The organism is Jeotgalibaca dankookensis (assembly GCF_002005405.1).
Classification (GTDB): Bacteria; Bacillota; Bacilli; order Lactobacillales; family Aerococcaceae; genus Jeotgalibaca; species Jeotgalibaca dankookensis.
In genome coordinates this window covers 312,155-332,707 of sequence record NZ_CP019728.1, presented here as the reverse complement: position 1 = coordinate 332,707, position 20,553 = coordinate 312,155, and the positions used below count along the sequence as shown (strand labels likewise).

Genomic DNA, 20,553 nt, shown 5'->3' with positions numbered 1-20,553 from the left:
CCCCACTTTTATCAATTTCATAAGTTTATTCTGGTAATTACCTTTTAAAAAACAGAAAAAGCCTTGCCTCTCCCTCATTAGCTGGCCTTCTTACTACCAACTTTTATCAGGAAAGACAAAGCCCGCTATTTAATTAACGATTATTCTGTAGGTTCTGTGTTTTCTTGGTACATTTCTTGTAAAGGACGTACGATAATTTTATTGATATCTTCAATAACTGTGCTCAATTGTTGCTCAGCAGTCATCATTCCTTTGATTAGTTCATTTTCACTCGCACGCCCAGCAATTTCTTGAGCGTTCTCAATGTAATCTTCTTCCAAAGGTTGACCAGTCATTTGCATCATTTGAATTTCTTGTTGCATCCCTGTAAACTCTGCAAACAAAGCTTTTGCTTCAGGATCTTTTTGTACAGCAACAAACGCTTCTTTCAGTTCTTCAAAAGATGGTTGTTGGCGTAATTCTTTTTCTAAATCATAGGCAATATCGTAAATGTTTTTCATGATTTCATTCCTTTGCAATTTATTAACTCTATTTTAACATTGATAGCAAGTGTTGACCAGTGAAAAGAAAATATGTTCGTATTTATCTAAATAAATCAGTAGCCCAATCGAAGAACTTATTAACTCCATCTTTCAGTCCATCTATTGAATCTGACCAGTCGGTCTCATTTCCGCCCGTATCACCATTTGAATCAATTTCTGGAACTGTGAAAGCTGTTTGCGGACTAACGCTCAACAGGTTCGTTGTTTCGGCACTAAACAAATCGTAAAACATACTTCCGGTTTCATTTAAATTATGTTCTTCATCGGTATGGTCAAAACCAATCCAAGTAGCTATGGTAATATCCGGTGTGTAAGCAATCATCCATTTAGTTCGGTCCAAACCATTATCCGTTTCTGACGTACCGGTTTTACCGGCAATCGTGATGTCACTATAAGGTCCAGCACCATAACCGGTTCCGCCTGGTGCATAAGTACCCATCATCATGCTAGTCATATCATTGGCTACTTGTTCAGAGGTAATCCGTTTGCTTTTCACTTTTGTATTGTCAACAATGACAGCACCCGTAGCATCTACTATTTTGGTAATAAAACGAGATTCTGCCATAACCCCTTCATTGGCAAAAGTCGAATAGGCACTTGCCATCTGCAAGGGTGAGACAACATCCATCGCACCTAATGCGATATTTCCATAAGTCTTACCGGCATCGCCTAATTTAATGCCAAATTCTTCTAGCTGTCTAATTCCTTTGTCAATCCCTAATTTATCTAATAGGTAGACAGCACTGGTGTTTTTACTTTCTGCTAACGCCTGATACATAGGTATTTCAGTATACTCGCTAACGAAATTAAAATTATCAACAGAATAGTCGCCGTCACTTCCGTAAACCAGGGTGTCATCGTCCATAATTAAAGAGTCTATTTCATAACCATTTTCTAAAGCAGGTAAGTAAACAGACAAGGGTTTGATGGTCGAAGCGGGTGGTACTCGCATTTGTGTCGCACGATTAAAACCACGGAAGGTATATTCACCCCGCCCTCCTATAATAGCTAAGACGTCCCCTGTTTGCGGTTCAATGGCAACAGAGGCGCTTTGCAAGAGGGTGCCATCGTATGCATCTGCAAAATAGGCATTTTCATATGTTTCATCCATTTCGTCTTGGTAATCTTGATCCAATCCAGTATAAATTTCATACCCCTTATTTAAAAGATCTTCTTCTTCGAGACCGTATAGGGAAATCGCTTCATCAATGACTGCATCAAAATAATAAGGATAGTTATACTGAGTTGCGCCATCAAAATTATCCACTAAGTAAATTTCTTCAGAAATAGCTGCATTGGCTGTCTCCTGGTCGACGTACCCATTATCTGCCATCAGTTGTAAAACGAGGTCACGCCGCTCTATACTGGCTTGATAGTCATCAATTGGGTTATAGTTGCTAGGAGCTTTTAACATAGCAGCTAAAACAGCCCCTTCAGCCAAGCTCACATCCGCAGCACTCTCACCAAAGTATTTCTGCGAGGCATCTTCTACGCCCCAAACCCCATTACCAAAATATGCATTATTTAAATACATCCCTAAAATTTCATCTTTTTCGTATTGGGTTTCGATTTCTAAAGCCAGAAATAATTCTTTAGCCTTACGAATTAACGTCTGGTCTAAAGTTAAGTAAGCATTTTTTGCAAGTTGTTGCGTTAGTGTTGAACCCCCACCCACGATAGCACCGCGATTTATGACATAACCAACCGCTGCTCGACCAATTCCAATCGGGTCAAAGCCATTGTGACTATAAAAGCGCTTATCCTCGGTCGAAACAACCGCGTCTTGGATGTTAGGGGAAATATTATCTATACTAATATAGGTACCTTTTTGAGAATAAAGCTCACCTGCTTCTTCACCATACCGATCATAAACGACCGTTGTTTGTTCCAATCCTGCTTTTAAATTTTCTACATCAGCTACTTTTGCTAAATAAACCAGATAGCTACTTGTCACAAAAACAAGGATCAAGGATAACAAAATAAGGAGTTTATTAATTCGATAGCGGCGCCAAAAGTTTATCAGGTTAACTTTCTGACGCGATAGCCATTTTTTTATTTTAAACTTTGTTTTTTCATTCACATTAATCACCCTTTAGTTAAAACTTATACCTCAGCTTACCAAATAAACCTCTAAATGCGTAACCGTCTTTAGACTGATTAACCATTAGTTGCAAAATAAGGATTTTGATTTATAATTTTATCATAGATAAGTCTTTTTATGGGAAATTTTTTATTAAGAAAGGGCGGTGAGGTCTTTGGGACAATTTTATTCTCAATAGAGCAGATGCAAAATTTACCAAAGACTTTAATACCAGGATATTTTGAATGGAGGTTCATATGACAACACTGTTGGGATTTATTTTATTTTTTATTATTTTAGCACTCGCTTCATTTTTCGTAATGTCTGAATATGTGCTCGTGCGTATCCGTTCATCCCGCCTTGATTACTTAATTGAAACAGGGAATGAAAAAGCCAAAACCCTTAAAAAAATGACCATAAAATTAGATAGCTATTTATCTGCTATCCAATTAGGGATTACCACAACTTCTTTAGGTTTAGGTTGGTTGGGCGAATCAACATTTAGACGAACGTCAGATTTACTATTCAAAAATTTAACCATCTCACGTACCCTCTCCTTAACGCTATCGGTTGTTCTTTCTTTTTTAGTTATTACCAGTATTCACGTTATTGTGGCGGAGCTGATTCCTAAACATTTGGCAATCAGTAAAACAGAAGAAATTGGTATGAAAATTGTCAAACCACTCAACTTCTGGTACAAACTCATGTATCCTTTTGTCTTTGTCCTTAACCGAACAGCCAAGGCAATTTCTAAAGCTATGGGATTGACAACTTTTTCTGAATCAGACGAACATGTTTCTGAAGAAGAATTGCGGATGATTATGAGTAACAGTTTGAAAAGTGGCGATATCAACCATGAAGAATACCAATTTGTAGAAAATGTTTTTGAATTTGACGAACGATTGGCACGTGAAATTATGGTGCCACGAACCGATATGTCGGTTGTTTGGGCCGATGATACGTTAGAAGATATTGCTGAATTAATTCAAAAGGATAAGTATACTCGTTACCCAGTTGTGGATGGGGATAAAGATACTGTTCTTGGCATTATCAACGCCAAAGAAATATTTGGCGCCTACGTTGAAGCAGTAAAAAATGATACCAGTACGGATTTTAACATTCATGATTATTTGCGTCCGATGATTGTGGTGATTGAAACACTCGCTATTAAAGACTTACTCTTTAAAATGCAAAAAGAACGTCATCAGATTGCTATTCTTGTTGATGAATATGGTGGTACAAGTGGAATTGTATCGATGGAAGATATTGTGGAAGAAATTGTCGGAGATATTTCGGATGAATATGAAACAGAAGAAGTACCTGACTATATCCATTTAGGCGATGGCCATTCCCGCATTATTGGCCGCATGCTAATTGATGATGTCAATGAAGTCTTCGGATTGAATCTTGAAGAAGAATCCGTTGATACAATTGGTGGTTGGATTCTAAACGAGAAATACGATATTCAAGTTGGCGAAGAAGTCACCTATAAAAATGTGGTTTTTAAAGTGATCCAAAAAGACAATAACTCCATTGGCGCTATTGACGTTTTCATTCAAGAAAATCGAAACGATATATAAAAAAGTTCAGCACCCCTTTATCGGGATGCTGAACTTTTTTAATAACCGGTATTCTCAGGATCACGTCCGTACCGAGTCTCGGTATTTATTTCTTTAATCGCTTGCATATCTCCAGCGGTCAACTCAAAATCAAACAGCGCACTGTTTTCCGTGATTCGGCCTGGATGAACGGATTTAGGAATGATAACCGATCCCCGCTCAATATGCCATCTCAAAACAATTTGTGCGGGACTCTTGTCATATTTTTCAGCTAATGCTACAAGAATCGGTTCTGATAAGAGATCCGACCTCCCTTGTCCAATGGGACCCCAAGATTCGTGTTGGATATTTTCTTTTACTAAATAGTTACGCAATTCATCTTGCGGGAAATAAGGATGCGTCTCAACTTGAACAACCATTGGCATTATTTCCGCATAACCCTTCATTTTCTCAAGCTGATTGATACTAAAATTTGATACACCAATTGCTTTAACTTTACCTGTTTTGTATAACTCCTCTAAAGCCTGCCAAGAACCTTTGACACTTTCATCTTCCATATACCAATGAATGAGGTATAAGTCTAAATAATCTGTTTTCAATTTTTGTAAAGTTTCTTCAAATGCCTGTTTGGTTTTATCATATCCTTGCATATCGTTCCAAACTTTTGAAGTAATAAATAAATCTTCTCGCGCTAAACCTGTTTCCTTTAAAGCTTGTGCTAAAATGGGTTCATTTTTATAAACGGTAGCTGTGTCAAAGTGGCGATAACCCACTTCTGCGGCATGTTTGATAGCAGACACGGGATTCATCCACATCCGTCATTAAAAACAGACCTAGGCCAACCTGGGGTATTTCTAATCCATTTGCTAATGTCTTTGTTGGTATCATCGCTATGAACTCCTTATTTTTTTATCACATTGTCACGATCGAGTGTCGCTTCTTCCATAAAGAAGGGCATTATTTCTTCTACGAGTAGACTAATAGTGTTTTCTTTATCACTTTCAATTGTCCAGACTAGGAGTGGCTCATGGAGACTCATTCGAAGAATAAACCATCCAGTTGAAAAATTAGCACGCACACCTTCTAAATGGTCCACTAAGCGCGATAAATTTTTTTTTTGATCGACATAAGTTTTAAAACGATCAATAATGGCTTGACCATTTTCCAAAATAGGCTCTTCTTTAATCACGAAACGGTATTCCCGTGTTTCTTTTGGTTGTTTTAAATCTTTAATTAAAGCTGGTAAATCTGTATTTGCCATGAGGAGCTTGGCCACTAAATAAGCACCGTCATCCAAATAGTAGTTTTCCTTCAGTGCAGCATGCCCACTAGTTTCAATCGCTAACGTAGCATCCAGTTCCATGGCACGGTTAATCACATTCCGATAACCGGTTAAGTAGCGATCTTGCTTGCCACCCAAACCAACAATAAAGTCCTCAACATGCTGAGATGTAGCTGAGTTGGTCACAATAGTGGCCCCAGGATTTTCTTTTAACAAAATAGCCGAAATAAGCGCAATCAAATTGTTACGATTAAGTGCTTGGCCTTCTGCGTCCACTAACGCAGAGCGATCAACATCGGTATCGAATATAATCCCTAAGTCTGCTTGATGAGTTAACACTGCCTGCTCCAATGCTTGCATCGCTTCTTTATTATCCGGATTGGATTCATGATTTGGGAATGTGCCATCGGGATTTAAAAATTGACTACCTTTTGTATTGGCACCTAAAGGATTCAACACTTTATCAACAAAGAATCCACCAGCGCCATTTCCAGCGTCAACCACAATATGCTGACCAGCTAGTGGCTTATCGCTTGAACCGATTCCTTTGCGAATTTTCTCTACAAGATCGGCAGCATAAACAGATAATAAGTCTTTCTCAATAATCTTTGCTTTTTTACCTGTTTGCACTTGAGCTTGGTTTGCTCGTTCTAAAATGGCCTCAATATCTTCATGCTCAGCACCGCCTTCAGCGGTAAAAAACTTAAGACCATTGTATTGGTAAGGTAAATGACTAGCTGTAATCATAATAGCGCCATCCACTTTGAAGTCATCATAAATTGTTGCCATGAACATAGCTGGTGTCGTTGCCATTCCACAATCAATTAGCGTAATGGGTTCGTGTGCCATCCCAGCGAATAATGCTTCCTTCAAACTTTGACCAGACAAACGACTATCTTGTCCAACCGCTATTTTCAATTCTTTATGAGGCATTTTTTCTTTTAACCAACTAACGAAAGCCTGACCAATTTTTTCGACTCTTTCGTTGGTTAAAGTTGCTGGTTGATCTGATGTTGAAATAGCAATGCCTCGAATATCTGAACCATTTTGCAATGCAAGTAGTGCCTCTTTTTCTGACATATTTTTTGTTCCTCCTCAGATAGTATTATTTTCATTATAACCTTTCTATTTAGTAATTTCATAGCTAATGCTAGGTGCTTTTTATTAAAAGTGGGCATTATCTGAGGATAACTTCCTTTTTCACCTTTTAAAAAGTTCAAATCTGGCCATTAAAAAAGAATAATAGCCACTTTGATAATTTTAACTAATAGAAAGTGGTTATAAACGATAATAAGCACCTTTTTTACTGCCTACCTGTTCAAATAAAACCACTAGATGTCTTTGAATTTGTTTTTTTGAGAAGCATTCACCACAAAATTGGTAGAGTTTATCAGTTGTTAAATTAAAATCTGGGAATAAATAGCTAAAATCATCAGCCAATCGTTTAATTGCATCTTTATTTTTTTCTTTATAACCACATTCCGCACAAAAGAGATGATAACCAACAATCCGAGTCGAAAAACTATGGCAAATTTTACAAGGTGATCCTTTTTGAATACCGGTCCAATTATATTCAGGTAATAACGTTCGGTCCAACTGTACACTTTGATAATGGTTGACAATCCAGTCTGCTAAAGATTGTTGGCTATTGTCTACCAGACCTCTAAATTGGTTTAGTCCTCTTATCCACTCCTCTAACTCAGGACGAAATAAAAAAGGTAACCCTGGTGGAACTTGATATAAATAGAAACTCGGATTCACGAAAACAACACGTCCCAGAACCTCAAAATCGAATCCCCATTTTTTTATTAAATACTGTAAATTATTCGTACAACGACTTAATTGTTCCAGAGGATTCTTATAAGGTTTGTTAAATTTGCGACTTACTATTTGATTATCAATATAATCAAAGGTTCCACCCCAATTCTTAATTTCAAAAACAATCACCTGTTTGCCTGTTATTAAGAGGCTATCGATTTGAAAATAATGTTGATCCATTTTTAACCGGACGTCCTTCAGTAAAATGTGTTGGCAGGTTAAATTTTCTAACTGTTGATCAAAATAAATTTCGCCCTGCCAACCTTTTTCCAAATTTTCTAAATAGTGTTGCATCTCATAGTCTAGTATCATCCGCGTTTTTAGACGCGCTAAAACTTCATATTCCTCACTCTTTTTCCGCATAAAAAAACTCCTTTCTACATATAAATATGCAAAAAGGAGTTTATGTCGTTATTATTTTAATTTATCTGTTTCATAGGTGTGGCTACGCTCTAAGTTTGGAAAACCTTGTTGACGCAAAGCCTCATAAACAATCATACAAGCGGTATTTGATAGGTTTAGTGACCGGACGTGTGTGTCATCCATTGGGATTCGAATACAGTCTTCAGCGTGTGCGCGCATAAATTCTTCTGGCAATCCGGTTGTTTCCTTCCCAAAAATAAAAAACACATCTTCATCAACAGTATAATCAATGTCCGAGTACGTTTGCTCAGCAAATTTTGAAACTAAATACAGTTTCTTTTCTCCTAGATAAGCCATAAAAGCTTCTAAATTTTGGTGGTAAATAACTTGGACATCATTCCAATAGTCGAGCCCTGCTCGCTTTAAATGTTTATCATCAGTAGAAAATCCTAGTGGTTCAATTAAATGTAAAGGTGAATTAGTTGCCGCACAGGTGCGCGCAATGTTACCCGTATTAGCTGGTATTTGTGGTTCAAATAAAACAATGTGATTGGTCATCTACTTCGTATCTCCTTCAAGTTTGGCAAGGGCCATTTCCATTTCAACTCTTGCTTCGTCATCTTCTTCATTTTCAACTTTCTCCTGAAAGAATGCTAGCAATTCCGGATTAACATCACGAACAATTTGGCCAATTGCCCAAGCTGCCGTTCCTCTAATAACCGGTCGAACCTCTTCTTCCATAACCCGTAGAAGTTCGGGGACAGCTGTACGGTCACGGTAATTTGCCAAAGCAATAATTGCATTGCGTTGCAAAGGTTTTTTGCCACGCCAAGAACCGGCTAATACACCAAATGTTTCTTTAAACTCTCGATTTGAAAGGGATAGCATTGGTTGTAAAATGGGTGTTTCTCGACCAGGTACTGGTTCCATTTCAGGATGATGGTGAAAATCTATGCCACGGTTATAGGGACAGGCTTGCTGGCAAATATCACAGCCATAAATAACGCTTCCTATTTTACGACGGAACTCCAGCGGCATACTTCCCTTGGTCTGCGTTTGATAAGACAAGCATACTTGGGCATTCAATCGACCATCACCTAAGAGTGCACCAGTTGGACAAGCCGTTACACACCGCGTACAATCGCCACAACCAAACACACCGGGTTGGTCAGGCTCGAATTCAATATCCGTAATAATTTCACCTAAATATACATAAGAACCAAATTCCTCCGTAATCAAAAGACCATTTCGGCCAATAAAACCGATACCTGCTCGTTGCGCCACAACCGTATCCATTAATTCGCCGGTGTCTACCATGGCTTTAAAACTCGCTGTGGGTACTTTTTCGGACATAAAGGCAACAAGTTGGTCTAACCGATTGCGCAGAATTGTATGGTAGTCAATCCCCCAAGAAGCACGAGCAAATGAACCACGGCGAACGCCTTTTTCCCGTTCAGCTTTTACTAGGGGTTTACTTGGATAGGCTAAGGCGATTGAAATGATGGACTTTGGCTGATCAAAAATAAGCTCAGGATACAACCGCTCATCTAAAACTTGATGTTCAAAGCCGGAACTATGCCCATTTGACTGTTGTTCTAGCAAAGATTCCTTTAAGTCATCAAAAGGTTCCGCTGTTGTAAAGCCAATTTTATCAATCCCGATTTCCTTACAAGCCGCAATGACTTCTTCCTTCAATGTCATCTCAACCATCGCAAACCCCTCCTTTTAAATAAATTATAACATAAAAAAACGTACAGATTCGGTGGCTAGCACAGCGAATCAATACGTTGAATAAGATCATATAAGACAGGAGTAGTATAGCAATTTAACTCCAATTTGTAAATAGATTTTCAATGAGAAATTAATAAGGAAACCGCAATTGTTATTTTTTCTAGAGGACTTTTCTTTATTCGCTCTAAATCCACTTCTGTCGCACCCCAGGTCAGCGGTGTCATATCAAGAAGCCAATGAAAAGTTTCTGCAGTTAAATCAACTTGGTAACGAATATGTTTGTGTTTACTATTTGGGTAAACTTCTTTAAACCGATCCACCACTTGTTGGTTATTGTAAGGACGCTCATCATAGAGTAAGTCCCTGAGCTCAATTAAGTAGTCTGGATCTGGTACCACCTTATAGACACGCCCACCTTCTTTCAATAGACGTTCAAATTCTTGATAGTGAGAAGGTGAAAAAATATTTAGTATGCTATCAAATTGTTGACTAGCAAATGGCGAGTGGGCAAGATCCGCCACACACCAAAATGCATCTTCAAAAAAATGAACCGCAGCAAGTTGAATGGCGTCTTTCGATATATCGAATCCAACTTTGACACCTTCTAAACCTTTGTCTGTTAAATAATGCAGATGCGAGCCTTCACCGCAACCGACGTCCAAAAGAGTCCCTTCCTTAGGGAGTTCAGATGATAGAGCATCTAGAATGGGATAAAAGAAACCGGTATCTGCTAACGACTTGCGACTGGATAACATAGCCTTATCGTAGTCATTTTGCCCGCCCTTTAATAATAAATGAAGGGTCCCTTTTTTGGCTAAATCAAACCGATGATGTTGGGAACAAACAAGCCCATTTCCCTCTACTTGGTAAAAATCTTCCTTGCAAATAGGACACTGGAATAAAGCTAAATGATCTATTAAAAACTGGCGACTATAATCAATTTTTTTCATGGGTTAACCTCCTTTGTTATTTTAGCATAGAGAGCCATTAAAACAAAAAAGACATGGGATTATCCTCATGTCTTTTCCTAATCTTTTTAGTGGGTTGTTCCACCAATTTTTTTAATATCTTCTTTACCATGGTATTCAACCATCGCTTCAAGAGCAGCTGTTAAACCTTTGGCAATATCTTCTAAACTCATAGCCGGTTTTTCAGGTTTATCAACGACTTGCTCAGGAATAAAAGGCACATGGATAAAACCTGCTTGGATATTGTCTAATTCTTTTTCAGCTAAGTAGAGAGCTTGGTACATAATATGATTACATACAAACGTCCCTGCTGAGTTAGAAACGGCAGCTGGAACACCCGCTGCTTTGATTTTTTCAACCATGGCTTTAATCGGTAAGGTTGCAAAATAAGCAGGTGCCCCATCTTCTTGAATGGAAACATCAATGGGTTGATTGTCTTCATTATCTGGAATACGCGCATCATCTTGATTGATGGCCACACGTTCAGGTGTTATCGCAAAGCGTCCACCAGCTTGGCCGACACATAAAATCATATCTGGTTTTACCTCTAGAGCTTTTTCACGTAAAGTTTCTGCTGATTTATGAAAAACAGTGGGAATTTCCAACTTCACAATCTCTGCTCCAGCAATTTCATCTGCTAGTAATTTAACTGCTTCTAAAGCAGGATTAATTTTTTCTCCACCAAAAGAATCAAAAGCTGCTACTAATATTTTCATCTAAATCTTCCTTTCTTTTTTAAAATGCCCAGAAATACATTAAACCAATATGGACAAGAATTAATATCAATGCCATTGGAGCTTGAGCTTTAATAACACCATTTGGATTTTTCATTTCCAATAAAGCAACTGGTAAAGCGTTAAAGTTTGCTGCCATTGGCGTTAATAAAGTCCCACAAAAGCCGGCTGTCATCGCTAACGCTCCAGCAATGACTGGATCTGCTCCTAGCGCAATTACAAAAGGAATACCTATTCCAGCTGTTATAACTGTAAAGGCTGCAAAAGCATTTCCCATAATCATTGTGAATATTACCATACCAAAGATATAAGCGATAACGCCAATCAAACGATTTCCCTGAGGAACGATTCCCGATATAATATCAGCAATCACATCCCCAACGCCGGCTGTTGTAAAGAGAACACCTAAGGCAGCAAGTAGCTGTGGTAAAATTCCTGTTGTGCCGACCTGTTGAACCATCCGATCTGATTCTTTAAGAGCTTGCTTTGGTGATGTCTTGAAGATTGCTAAAGCTAGCAAAAGGGACAAAACAGCGGCCGTTCCAATTCCTACTTGCCCGCCAAACGGTGTTAACTGTGCAATCAATACAGCAATTAATGCTAAACTAATTGCAGGTATGAAAATTTTATTTCCAAAACGTTCTGCATGCTCCGCCTGTTCTTCAACGGTATTCATCTCAATTTTGCCTATTTTCACTTGTTTAAATAAAGTTAGAAGACCCATAATCAACAGGAATAACCCATTTAATGCAGGTGGTAGTAAGTTCCCGCCTCCAAAAATCAACCCCAACAAGAGCCAAAATAGAGCGGTTCCTAAACGTGTCGGATGATCTTTTTGTCTAAAAATTCGGTAACTTGTATAGAGTAACTGTAAACCAATCAATAAATAGAAAAATTCTAATATTGCCGGTACAAGGGTTTCTGTTATAAACGTTTCATTCATGAGCGACGCCCTCCCTTATTACCGTACTTACGGTCTAATTTTTTATCAGTTAAGTAATTACTTATCGCTGAAATCAATAAGGCAATCAAAGCCACTGGAATAGAGGCTGAGGCAATAGCTACTGGGGAAACATCATAACCTAAGGATTCCATTGTTCCCGCAATTAATAAAACTCCAGAAGCAGCAATAAAAGTATTTTGTGCAAAGAAATTTCCGAAGTTTTCCGAAGCAGCAGATTTAGCCTTTAGCATCTCAACATCATCATCGTCAATATCGCCATATTTAATTTGTGAGGAAGCTTGGACCATGGGATCAACAATAGGACGAACAAACTGAGTTTGTCCTTGAACCCGGATAGAGAAAAAAGCAGCGACTTCACGAATAAACTGATAAAGTGTCAACATTCTTCCCGAAGTGAGTCCTTTCATTTTTTTAATTAAATTCGTAGCTTGCTCCTTTAGTCCAAAACGTTCTGACAAGCCAATCATAGGCAGTGTCAAAAAAAATAAAGTAACCAAACGGTTATTAACAAAGGCGGTTCCAAGTATTTCAAGTATTTCTACAAAAGATATCCCTGAAACTAAGCCCGTTACAACAGCTGCAATCAAAACAACTGCGATGGTATCTAGTTTCATGACAAAGCCAATTACAATAATGACAATTCCTATTAAGCGAATCCATTCCATCTTTTTCACTCCTATTAGTTTTATTTACCGATCATAAAATGAGGGTTTTCTAATTATAACAAATATAGAAGAGAAATAATATGATAAAAGAACATTTTAGACGTTTTCGTCTAAAAATTACAAACAAAAAAGCCACCCTCTAAAAAGGTGACTCGCATGATAGATATACCGGCGGCCGGGATCGAACCGGCACGCCCTCGCGGGCACAGGATTTTGAGTCCTGCGCGTCTGCCAGTTCCGCCACGCCGGCAATATAAGAACTTACAACTTTTTACTTTGATAATAAATAAGGCGGTAACCGGATTTGAACCGGTGATGAAGGTGTTGCAGACCTATGCCTTACCACTTGGCTATACCGCCATTAAAACTGGGCTAGCTGGATTCGAACCAACGATGACGGAGTCAAAGTCCGTTGCCTTACCGCTTGGCTATAGCCCAAAAATGGGGCGACTGATGGGACTTGAACCCACGAATGCCGGATCCACAAACCGGTGCGTTAACCCCTTCGCCACAATCGCCAAAATATCCATTTAACAGGGGTAGTAGGATTCGAACCCACACTGACGGTTTTGGAGACCGTAGTTCTACCATTAAACTATACCCCTAAAAAGAATGGAGGGAGGCAGATTCGAACTGCCGAACCCGAAGGAGCGGATTTACAGTCCGCCGCGTTTAGCCACTTCGCTATCCCTCCAAAGGTGGCTTGGGACGGAATCGAACCGCCGACACCTTGAGCTTCAATCAAGTGCTCTACCAACTGAGCTACCAAGCCATAAATTAAAAACGGTCCCGACGGGATTTGAACCCGCGATCTCCTGCGTGACAGGCAGGCATGTTGACCCCTACACCACGGAACCAAATGGAGGTTGACGGGATCGAACCGCCGACATTCTGCTTGTAAGGCAGACGCTCTCCCAGCTGAGCTAAACCTCCAATTTAAAGCTAATTGTATCGATATTATGACCCGTACGGGACTCGAACCCGTGTTACCGCCGTGAAAGGGCGGTGTCTTAACCGCTTGACCAACGGGCCATGCTAATATTCTGGAACGGAGAGTAAGGGATTCGAACCCTTGAGACGGTTACCCGCCTACACGGTTTCCAACCGTGCTCCTTCAGCCTCTCGGACAACTCTCCAGACTACTATTAGGTTTACTCTCAAAAAAAGAGAACTCCGCAAGTAGGACTCGAACCTACGACATCTTGATTAACAGTCAAGCGCTCTACCGACTGAGCTATTGCGGAATAATGTAAAAATGCGCGGCAGCGTCCTACTCTCACAAAGGGAAACCCTTCACTACAATCGGCGCTAAGAAGCTTAACTTCTGTGTTCGGGATGGGAACAGGTGTGACCTTCTTGCCCTTGCCACCGCACATTTTCTATTTAATTGAAGAAACATTGCGTTCCCTCAAAACTGAATCCATAACACAACAATGAACAGCTGACCAAAGCCATTACAACCACCTTGTTTTATTCGTGGTTAAGTCCTCGACCGATTAGTACTAGTCCGCTCCATACATCGCTGTACTTCCACTCCTAGCCTATCTACCTGATCGTCTCTCAGGGGTCTTACTCATTCTAGATGATGGGAAATCTCATCTCGAGGGGGGCTTCACGCTTAGATGCTTTCAGCGTTTATCCCTTCCACACATAGCTACCCAGCGATGCTCTTGGCAGAACAACTGGTACACCAGAGGTGTGTCCATCCCGGTCCTCTCGTACTAAGGACAGCTCCTCTCAAATTTCCAACGCCCGCGACGGATAGGGACCGAACTGTCTCACGACGTTCTGAACCCAGCTCGCGTGCCGCTTTAATGGGCGAACAGCCCAACCCTTGGGACCGACTACAGCCCCAGGATGCGACGAGCCGACATCGAGGTGCCAAACCTCCCCGTCGATGTGAACTCTTGGGGGAGATAAGCCTGTTATCCCCAGGGTAGCTTTTATCCGTTGAGCGATGGCCCTTCCATGCGGTACCACCGGATCACTAAGCCCGACTTTCGTCCCTGCTCGACTTGTCTGTCTCGCAGTCAAGCTCCCTTCTGCCTTTGCACTCTACGAATGATTTCCAACCATTCTGAGGGAACCTTTGGGCGCCTCCGTTACTCTTTAGGAGGCGACCGCCCCAGTCAAACTGCCCAACTGACACTGTCTCCCCACCCGATTAGGGTGGCGGGTTAGACTGGTCCTGCTACAAGGGTAGTATCCCAATGATGCCTCCATCGAAACTAGCGTCCCGACTTCTACGGCTCCTACCTATCCTGTACGTGTAGCAGAAACAATCAATATCAACTTGCAGTAAAGCTCCATGGGGTCTTTCCGTCCTGTCGCGGGTAACCAGCATCTTCACTGGTACTATAATTTCACCGAGTCTCTCGTTGAGACAGTGCCCAAATCGTTACGCCTTTCGTGCGGGTCGGAACTTACCCGACAAGGAATTTCGCTACCTTAGGACCGTTATAGTTACGGCCGCCGTTTACTGGGGCTTCAATTCAAAGCGTCGCCTTGCGGCTAACCTCTCCTCTTAACCTTCCAGCACCGGGCAGGCGTCAGCCCCTATACGTCATCTTTCGATTTAGCAGAGACCTGTGTTTTTGATAAACAGTCGCTTGGGCCTATTCACTGCGGCTGACCATGTGGTCAGCACCCCTTCTCCCGAAGTTACGGGGTCATTTTGCCGAGTTCCTTAACGAGAGTTCGCTCGCTCACCTTAGGATGCTCTCCTCGACTACCTGTGTCGGTTTGCGGTACGGGCAGTTGATTTCTAACTAGAAGCTTTTCTTGGCAGTGTGACATTGGGAACTTCGGTACTTGATTTCCCTCCCCATCACAACTTGTCCTTCACAGCGGTAAGCATTTGACTCACCACTAGACGTGTTGCTTGGGCGTGCTCTTCCGATCGCACGCTTTCCTTAGCCTCCTGCGTCCCTCCATTGGTCAAACAAAATCAACTGGTACAGGAATATCAACCTGTTGTCCATCGCCTACGCCTATCGGCCTCGGCTTAGGTCCCGACTAACCCTGGGAGGACGAGCCTTCCCCAGGAAACCTTAGTCATACGGTGGACGGGATTCTCACCCGTCTTTCGCTACTCATACCGGCATTCTCACTTCTAAGCGCTCCACCAGTCCTCACGGTCCAGCTTCAACGCCCTTAGAACGCTCTCCTACCACAGAACCAATGGTTCTGTCCACAGCTTCGGTGATCTGTTTAGCCCCGGTAAATTTTCGGCGCAGGGTCACTCGACTAGTGAGCTATTACGCACTCTTTAAATGATGGCTGCTTCTGAGCCAACATCCTAGTTGTCTATGCAACCCCACATCCTTTTCCACTTAACAGATACTTTGGGACCTTAGCTGGTGGTCTGGGCTGTTTCCCTTTCGACTACGGATCTTATCACTCGCAGTCTGACTCCCGGACTTAAATCAATGGCATTCGGAGTTTATCTGAATTCGGTAACCCGAGAAGGGCCCCTAGTCCAAACAGTGCTCTACCTCCATGATTTATACGTCCGAGGCTAGCCCTAAAGCTATTTCGGAGAGAACCAGCTATCTCCAGGTTCGATTGGAATTTCTCCGCTACCCACACCTCATCCCCGCATTTTTCAACATACGTGGGTTCGGTCCTCCAGTGCGTATTACCGCACCTTCAACCTGGACATGGGTAGGTCACCTGGTTTCGGGTCTACGACCACATACTTCTTCGCCCTATTCAGACTCGCTTTCGCTACGGCTCCGCCTTTTCAGCTTAACCTCGCATGGGATCGTAACTCGCCGGTCCATTCTACAAAAGGTACGCCATCACCCATTAACGGGCTCTGACTACTTGTAAGCACACGGTTTCAGGTACTCTTTCACTCCCCTTCCGGGGTGCTTTTCACCTTTCCCTCACGGTACTGGTTCACTATCGGTCACTAGGGAGTATTTAGCCTTGGGAGATGGTCCTCCCGGATTCCGACGGAATTTCGCGTGTTCCGCCGTACTCAGGATACTGGTAGGGTGACGGTCAATTTCGCATACGGGGCTTTTACCCTTTATCGCGCAACTTTCCAGTTGGCTTCTGCTATCTCACGTCATCCCATGTCCCAGTCCTACAACCCCAAAGAGCAAGCTCTTTGGTTTGGGCTTTTCCCGTTTCGCTCGCCGCTACTCAGGGAATCGATTTTTCTTTCTCTTCCTGCAGGTAATGAGATGTTTCAGTTCCCTGCGTCTACCTCGTACACGCTATGTATTCACGTCTACGTCATATCCTATAACAGATATGGGGTTCCCCCATTCGGAAATCTCCGGATCACAGCTTACTTACAGCTCCCCGGAGCATATCGGTGTTAGTCCCGTCCTTCATCGGCTCCTAGTGCCAAGGCATCCACCGTGCGCCCTTATTCACTTAACCTGAGTCAAGTTTCGGCCATTGCTGGCCATCATAGGGAATAATCCTCTATGAACGCGGTATAAATGTTTTGGTCTTTCTTTGTTACTTTCATGTTATGGTATTCAGTTTTCAAGGAACAAGTGTAAAATGAGAGTTGACCTCTCAAAACTGAACAAGAATGAACGAACCGGCAGGTTCCGATTTTTCCTTAGAAAGGAGGTGATCCAGCCGCACCTTCCGATACGGCTACCTTGTTACGACTTCACCCCAATCATCCGTCCCACCTTAGGCGGCTGGTTCCCCTAAGGGTTACCCCACCGACTTCGGGTGTTACAAACTCTCGTGGTGTGACGGGCGGTGTGTACAAGACCCGGGAACGTATTCACCGCGGCGTTCTGATCCGCGATTACTAGCGATTCCGGCTTCATGCAGGCGAGTTGCAGCCTGCAATCCGAACTGAGAATGGCTTTAAGAGATTCGCATGCCCTCGCGGGTTAGCGGCTCGTTGTACCATCCATTGTAGCACGTGTGTAGCCCAGGTCATAAGGGGCATGATGATTTGACGTCATCCCCACCTTCCTCCGGTTTATCACCGGCAGTCTCATTAGAGTGCCCAACTAAATGCTGGCAACTAACAATAAGGGTTGCGCTCGTTACGGGACTTAACCCAACATCTCACGACACGAGCTGACGACAACCATGCACCACCTGTCACCTTGTCCCCGAAGGGAACGGCCTATCTCTAGGCGTGTCAAGGGATGTCAAGACCTGGTAAGGTTCTTCGCGTTGCTTCGAATTAAACCACATGCTCCACCGCTTGTGCGGGTCCCCGTCAATTCCTTTGAGTTTCAGCCTTGCGGCCGTACTCCCCAGGCGGAGTGCTTAATGCGTTAACTGCAGCACTGAAGGGTGGAAGCCCTCCAACACTTAGCACTCATCGTTTACGGCGTGGACTACCAGGGTATCTAATCCTGTTTGCTCCCCACGCTTTCGAGCCTCAGCGTCAATAACAGACCAGAGAGTCGCCTTCGCCACTGGTGTTCCTCCATATATCTACGCATTTCACCGCTACACATGGAATTCCACTCTCCTCTTCTGCATTCAAGTTCCCCAGTTTCCAATGACCTTCCACGGTTGAGCCGTGGGCTTTCACATCAGACTTAAAGAACCGCCTGCGCTCGCTTTACGCCCAATAAATCCGGACAACGCTTGCCACCTACGTATTACCGCGGCTGCTGGCACGTAGTTAGCCGTGGCTTTCTGGTCGGGTACCGTCATGGTAAGCGCAGTTACTCGCTTACGTGTTCTTCTCCGACAACAGAGTTTTACGATCCGAAAACCTTCTTCACTCACGCGGCGTTGCTCCGTCAGACTTGCGTCCATTGCGGAAGATTCCCTACTGCTGCCTCCCGTAGGAGTTTGGGCCGTGTCTCAGTCCCAATGTGGCCGATCACCCTCTCAGGTCGGCTACGTATCATGGTCTTGGTAGGCCTTTACCCCACCAACTAACTAATACGCCGCGGGTCCATCCCTCAGCGACAGCACAAAGGCCGTCTTTCCTTCTCTTTCCATGTGGAAAGAGAACCTATGCGGTATTAGCACCCGTTTCCGGATGTTATCCCCCACTGAAGGGCAGGTTACCCACGTGTTACTCACCCGTCCGCCACTCACTTCCAAAGAGCAAGCTCTTCTTCCGTTCGTTCGACTTGCATGTATTAGGCACGCCGCCAGCGTTCGTCCTGAGCCAGGATCAAACTCTCATTAATAATGGATTCTTGTACAGAGATCCACAATGATACGTTTAATTGCTCATTTGTTGCTGACTTACTTGTGTTGCGACAGTTACCTGTCGACTAATTGTGCATCCCGAAGGATGCCCTGCACGTTTGGTTCGTTCATTCTTTGTTCAGTTTTCAAAGGTCAATAGATTATCACGTGTTACGTGTATTGCTCTTCGTGACAACTTCTAAATAATAACATGTGCTGTTCAATGTGTCAACACTTATTTGAAATTCTTTTTTAAACTTTCAAATGCTGCATCAATCACTAATAGCGACAGTTAACAATATAGCATTTCTTTTTTTCACTGTCAAGATTTTAATTAACAGCTTTCTCTAATAAAACAGAGGTGTTAAGAAGCTAGAAACAACTTTAGCATACTCATATAGAACCTGTCAATTAAAAAAGGTAAAAAATAAGAAGAGCCATTGTTTCGGCTCTTCTTACTCATCCGTGTACTATGCCCCGTATCCTTAACTCAAGTACCAACGTTCAGGCCATTGGTATTCTAGCGTTGTTCCGGTTGCATGTTTCACTAAGGGGCCGTGTTTGTTTTTTATTGATTACGTTCGGCACTCCTACTTACAAAAGGAACATAGCCACGTGATGAAACTAATAAATCAGGAGATTTCTTGACCCTTCAAAATATGACTCTATTATAATGTTTTATTTTGAAGCAAATCTCCTCTTCATAGATCAATCATAACGACTGTTCTATGGAAACATGAATCGTAAGGAACCAAAACCTAGCTCCAATTTTGCATGTTGCTACTAGTCTTTCAGTTAAATTGTTCTTTGTTCCAATCTACTTGTCCACTCTAGTTACTGATTTTTTCATGTCTTACTTTTCTTGTCTAAATCGTGACACCTCATTAAACAGAGCTAAAGATAGTTTTGGAACCTATACGATTCTCTATAAAGAAAGATTCGTTTACACTTCTCTTCTTTACAATATAAATAGGAAATGTAATTTGTATCCTTCTCTACATACATATAGTACCATGAAAGCGATTACTTGTAAAGAGTTTTAGCGCATTTTCTTGTATTTATTTATGATTTTTTCTAAATCTAATTCTTGAGTATTTTCTACAAAAATATCTGCTTCCTTCATCGATTCTGGACTACCAACGCCAACCGAAAACATTCCTGCTGCATTAATTGACTGAATTCCTGCTTCAGCATCCTCAACTCCTATACATTCAAACGGTTCTAAATGAAGCAGCTTCGCAGCTTTTAAAAATATCTCTGGATCAGGTTTCCCATTTTTTAAAGACGCCGGATCCACAGTCACTTCGAAATAATCAGTTAATTCTAGACGATCGAGAATAGCCGGACCATTTTTGCTTGCTGAAGCCAAAGCCAGTTTCATTCCCTTAGCAATACAAGCATCTAGAAAGGTTTGAATGCCTGGAAGAATATCTGTTGGTGTGATTTCTTCAATTAATGTTTTATAGTCATCATTTTTATCAGTCGCTAACGCTTCTTTCTCTGCATCCGAATAGTCATCTGCTTTATTACCATGTTCTAAAATAAGATTTAAAGAATCCATGCGACTAATCCCCTTTAAATTCTCGTTAAAGGCACGATCAAAAGTAATTCCAATTTTTTCTCCTAAATCTTGCCACGCACGGTAATGAAATTCGGCTGTATCTGTAATAACACCATCTAAATCAAAGATAACTCCTTTAATAGCCATT

General features: G+C 41.9%; 14 protein-coding genes, 12 tRNA genes and 3 rRNA genes. 1 reads left to right on the top strand and 28 read right to left on the bottom strand.

The features are described 5' to 3' along the window. Positions 1 to 140: 140 nt before the first annotated feature. Positions 141 to 500, bottom strand: a complete 360-nt coding sequence (locus BW727_RS01610; RefSeq protein ID WP_062470995.1) for a YlbF family regulator — start codon at positions 498 to 500, stop codon at positions 141 to 143. Between the two features lie 82 nt (positions 501 to 582). Continuing rightward, entirely contained in the window at positions 583 to 2,622 is a 2,040-nt protein-coding gene (locus BW727_RS01605; protein ID WP_062470998.1) for a PBP1A family penicillin-binding protein, read from the bottom strand. 257 nt (positions 2,623 to 2,879) lie between these two features. Between BW727_RS01605 and BW727_RS01600 the strand changes: the two genes are divergently transcribed. Next, the gene (locus BW727_RS01600; protein ID WP_062471000.1) at positions 2,880 to 4,202 is read left to right on the top strand and encodes a hemolysin family protein; all 1,323 of its coding nucleotides are present in this window, start codon (positions 2,880 to 2,882) and stop codon (positions 4,200 to 4,202) included. A 38-nt stretch (positions 4,203 to 4,240) separates the two neighbouring features. On the opposite strand, the gene BW727_RS01595 is transcribed toward BW727_RS01600, so the two are convergent. The 26 genes from BW727_RS01595 to pgmB all read right to left on the bottom strand — a co-directional run bounded on the left by BW727_RS01595 (position 4,241) and on the right by pgmB (position 20,552). After that, positions 4,241 to 4,981 carry an aldo/keto reductase gene (locus BW727_RS01595; protein WP_335617521.1) on the bottom strand — a complete coding sequence of 247 codons (741 nt, stop codon included), beginning with the start codon at positions 4,979 to 4,981 and terminating at the stop codon, positions 4,241 to 4,243. After that, entirely contained in the window at positions 4,935 to 5,069 is a 135-nt protein-coding gene (locus tag BW727_RS10870) for a hypothetical protein (RefSeq protein ID WP_335617520.1), read from the bottom strand. Before BW727_RS10870 ends, BW727_RS01595 begins: the two co-directional genes overlap by 47 nt. Before the next feature lie 13 nt (positions 5,070 to 5,082). Continuing rightward, positions 5,083 to 6,543 carry a phosphohexomutase domain-containing protein gene (locus tag BW727_RS01590; protein WP_062471004.1) on the bottom strand — a complete coding sequence of 487 codons (1,461 nt, stop codon included), beginning with the start codon at positions 6,541 to 6,543 and terminating at the stop codon, positions 5,083 to 5,085. Between the two features lie 198 nt (positions 6,544 to 6,741). Beyond that, on the bottom strand, positions 6,742 to 7,644 hold the full coding sequence (locus BW727_RS01585; RefSeq protein ID WP_062471007.1) for a nuclease-related domain-containing protein: 903 nt from the start codon (positions 7,642 to 7,644) through the stop codon (positions 6,742 to 6,744). A 51-nt stretch (positions 7,645 to 7,695) separates the two neighbouring features. Further along, positions 7,696 to 8,202: a tRNA (uridine(34)/cytosine(34)/5-carboxymethylaminomethyluridine(34)-2'-O)-methyltransferase TrmL gene (gene trmL / locus BW727_RS01580; protein ID WP_062471010.1), complete on the bottom strand. Its 507-nt coding sequence runs from the start codon at positions 8,200 to 8,202 to the stop codon at positions 7,696 to 7,698. Next, positions 8,203 to 9,345: a tRNA epoxyqueuosine(34) reductase QueG gene (queG, locus tag BW727_RS01575; protein WP_149025753.1), complete on the bottom strand. Its 1,143-nt coding sequence runs from the start codon at positions 9,343 to 9,345 to the stop codon at positions 8,203 to 8,205. Between the two features lie 149 nt (positions 9,346 to 9,494). Next, a complete protein-coding gene (locus tag BW727_RS01570; RefSeq protein WP_062471016.1) occupies positions 9,495 to 10,325 on the bottom strand; it encodes a methyltransferase domain-containing protein in 831 nt (276 codons plus the stop codon). 86 nt (positions 10,326 to 10,411) lie between these two features. Next, the gene (gene pcp, locus BW727_RS01565) at positions 10,412 to 11,059 is read right to left on the bottom strand and encodes a pyroglutamyl-peptidase I (protein WP_062471019.1); all 648 of its coding nucleotides are present in this window, start codon (positions 11,057 to 11,059) and stop codon (positions 10,412 to 10,414) included. A gap of 19 nt (positions 11,060 to 11,078) precedes the next feature. Further along, complete coding sequence (locus BW727_RS01560) at positions 11,079 to 12,020, bottom strand: DUF979 domain-containing protein (RefSeq protein ID WP_062471022.1); 942 nt, start codon at positions 12,018 to 12,020, stop codon at positions 11,079 to 11,081. After that, complete coding sequence (locus BW727_RS01555; RefSeq protein WP_062471025.1) at positions 12,017 to 12,706, bottom strand: DUF969 domain-containing protein; 690 nt, start codon at positions 12,704 to 12,706, stop codon at positions 12,017 to 12,019. The genes BW727_RS01560 and BW727_RS01555 overlap by 4 nt, the downstream gene beginning before the upstream one ends. 166 nt (positions 12,707 to 12,872) lie before the next feature. Beyond that, positions 12,873 to 12,956, bottom strand: a tRNA-Leu gene (locus BW727_RS01550). Positions 12,957 to 12,995: 39 nt separating this feature from the next. After that, positions 12,996 to 13,066 (bottom strand) — tRNA-Cys (locus BW727_RS01545). Between the two features lie 7 nt (positions 13,067 to 13,073). Next, positions 13,074 to 13,144 (bottom strand) — tRNA-Gln (locus tag BW727_RS01540). 4 nt (positions 13,145 to 13,148) lie between these two features. Further along, positions 13,149 to 13,224: transfer RNA gene (locus BW727_RS01535), tRNA-His, on the bottom strand. A 16-nt stretch (positions 13,225 to 13,240) separates the two neighbouring features. Next, a tRNA-Trp gene (locus tag BW727_RS01530) sits at positions 13,241 to 13,311 on the bottom strand. 8 nt (positions 13,312 to 13,319) lie between these two features. Next, positions 13,320 to 13,400, bottom strand: a tRNA-Tyr gene (locus tag BW727_RS01525). Positions 13,401 to 13,405: 5 nt separating this feature from the next. Continuing rightward, positions 13,406 to 13,478, bottom strand: a tRNA-Phe gene (locus BW727_RS01520). Positions 13,479 to 13,490: 12 nt separating this feature from the next. Next, a tRNA-Asp gene (locus BW727_RS01515) sits at positions 13,491 to 13,563 on the bottom strand. 3 nt (positions 13,564 to 13,566) lie between these two features. Next, positions 13,567 to 13,639 (bottom strand) — tRNA-Val (locus BW727_RS01510). A 27-nt stretch (positions 13,640 to 13,666) separates the two neighbouring features. Beyond that, positions 13,667 to 13,738 (bottom strand) — tRNA-Glu (locus BW727_RS01505). 17 nt (positions 13,739 to 13,755) lie between these two features. After that, positions 13,756 to 13,842: transfer RNA gene (locus BW727_RS01500), tRNA-Ser, on the bottom strand. 35 nt (positions 13,843 to 13,877) lie between these two features. Continuing rightward, a tRNA-Asn gene (locus tag BW727_RS01495) sits at positions 13,878 to 13,950 on the bottom strand. 13 nt (positions 13,951 to 13,963) lie between these two features. Continuing rightward, positions 13,964 to 14,079 (bottom strand): 5S ribosomal RNA (gene rrf / locus BW727_RS01490). Between the two features lie 103 nt (positions 14,080 to 14,182). Beyond that, a 23S ribosomal RNA gene (locus BW727_RS01485) occupies positions 14,183 to 17,098 on the bottom strand. A gap of 191 nt (positions 17,099 to 17,289) precedes the next feature. Continuing rightward, positions 17,290 to 18,843 (bottom strand): 16S ribosomal RNA (locus tag BW727_RS01480). The 16S, 23S and 5S rRNA genes sit together here with 12 tRNA genes alongside, the layout of an rRNA operon. Before the next feature lie 1,040 nt (positions 18,844 to 19,883). Next, the gene (gene pgmB / locus BW727_RS01475; protein ID WP_062468158.1) at positions 19,884 to 20,552 is read right to left on the bottom strand and encodes a beta-phosphoglucomutase; all 669 of its coding nucleotides are present in this window, start codon (positions 20,550 to 20,552) and stop codon (positions 19,884 to 19,886) included. Between the last annotated feature and the right edge of the window lies 1 nt (position 20,553).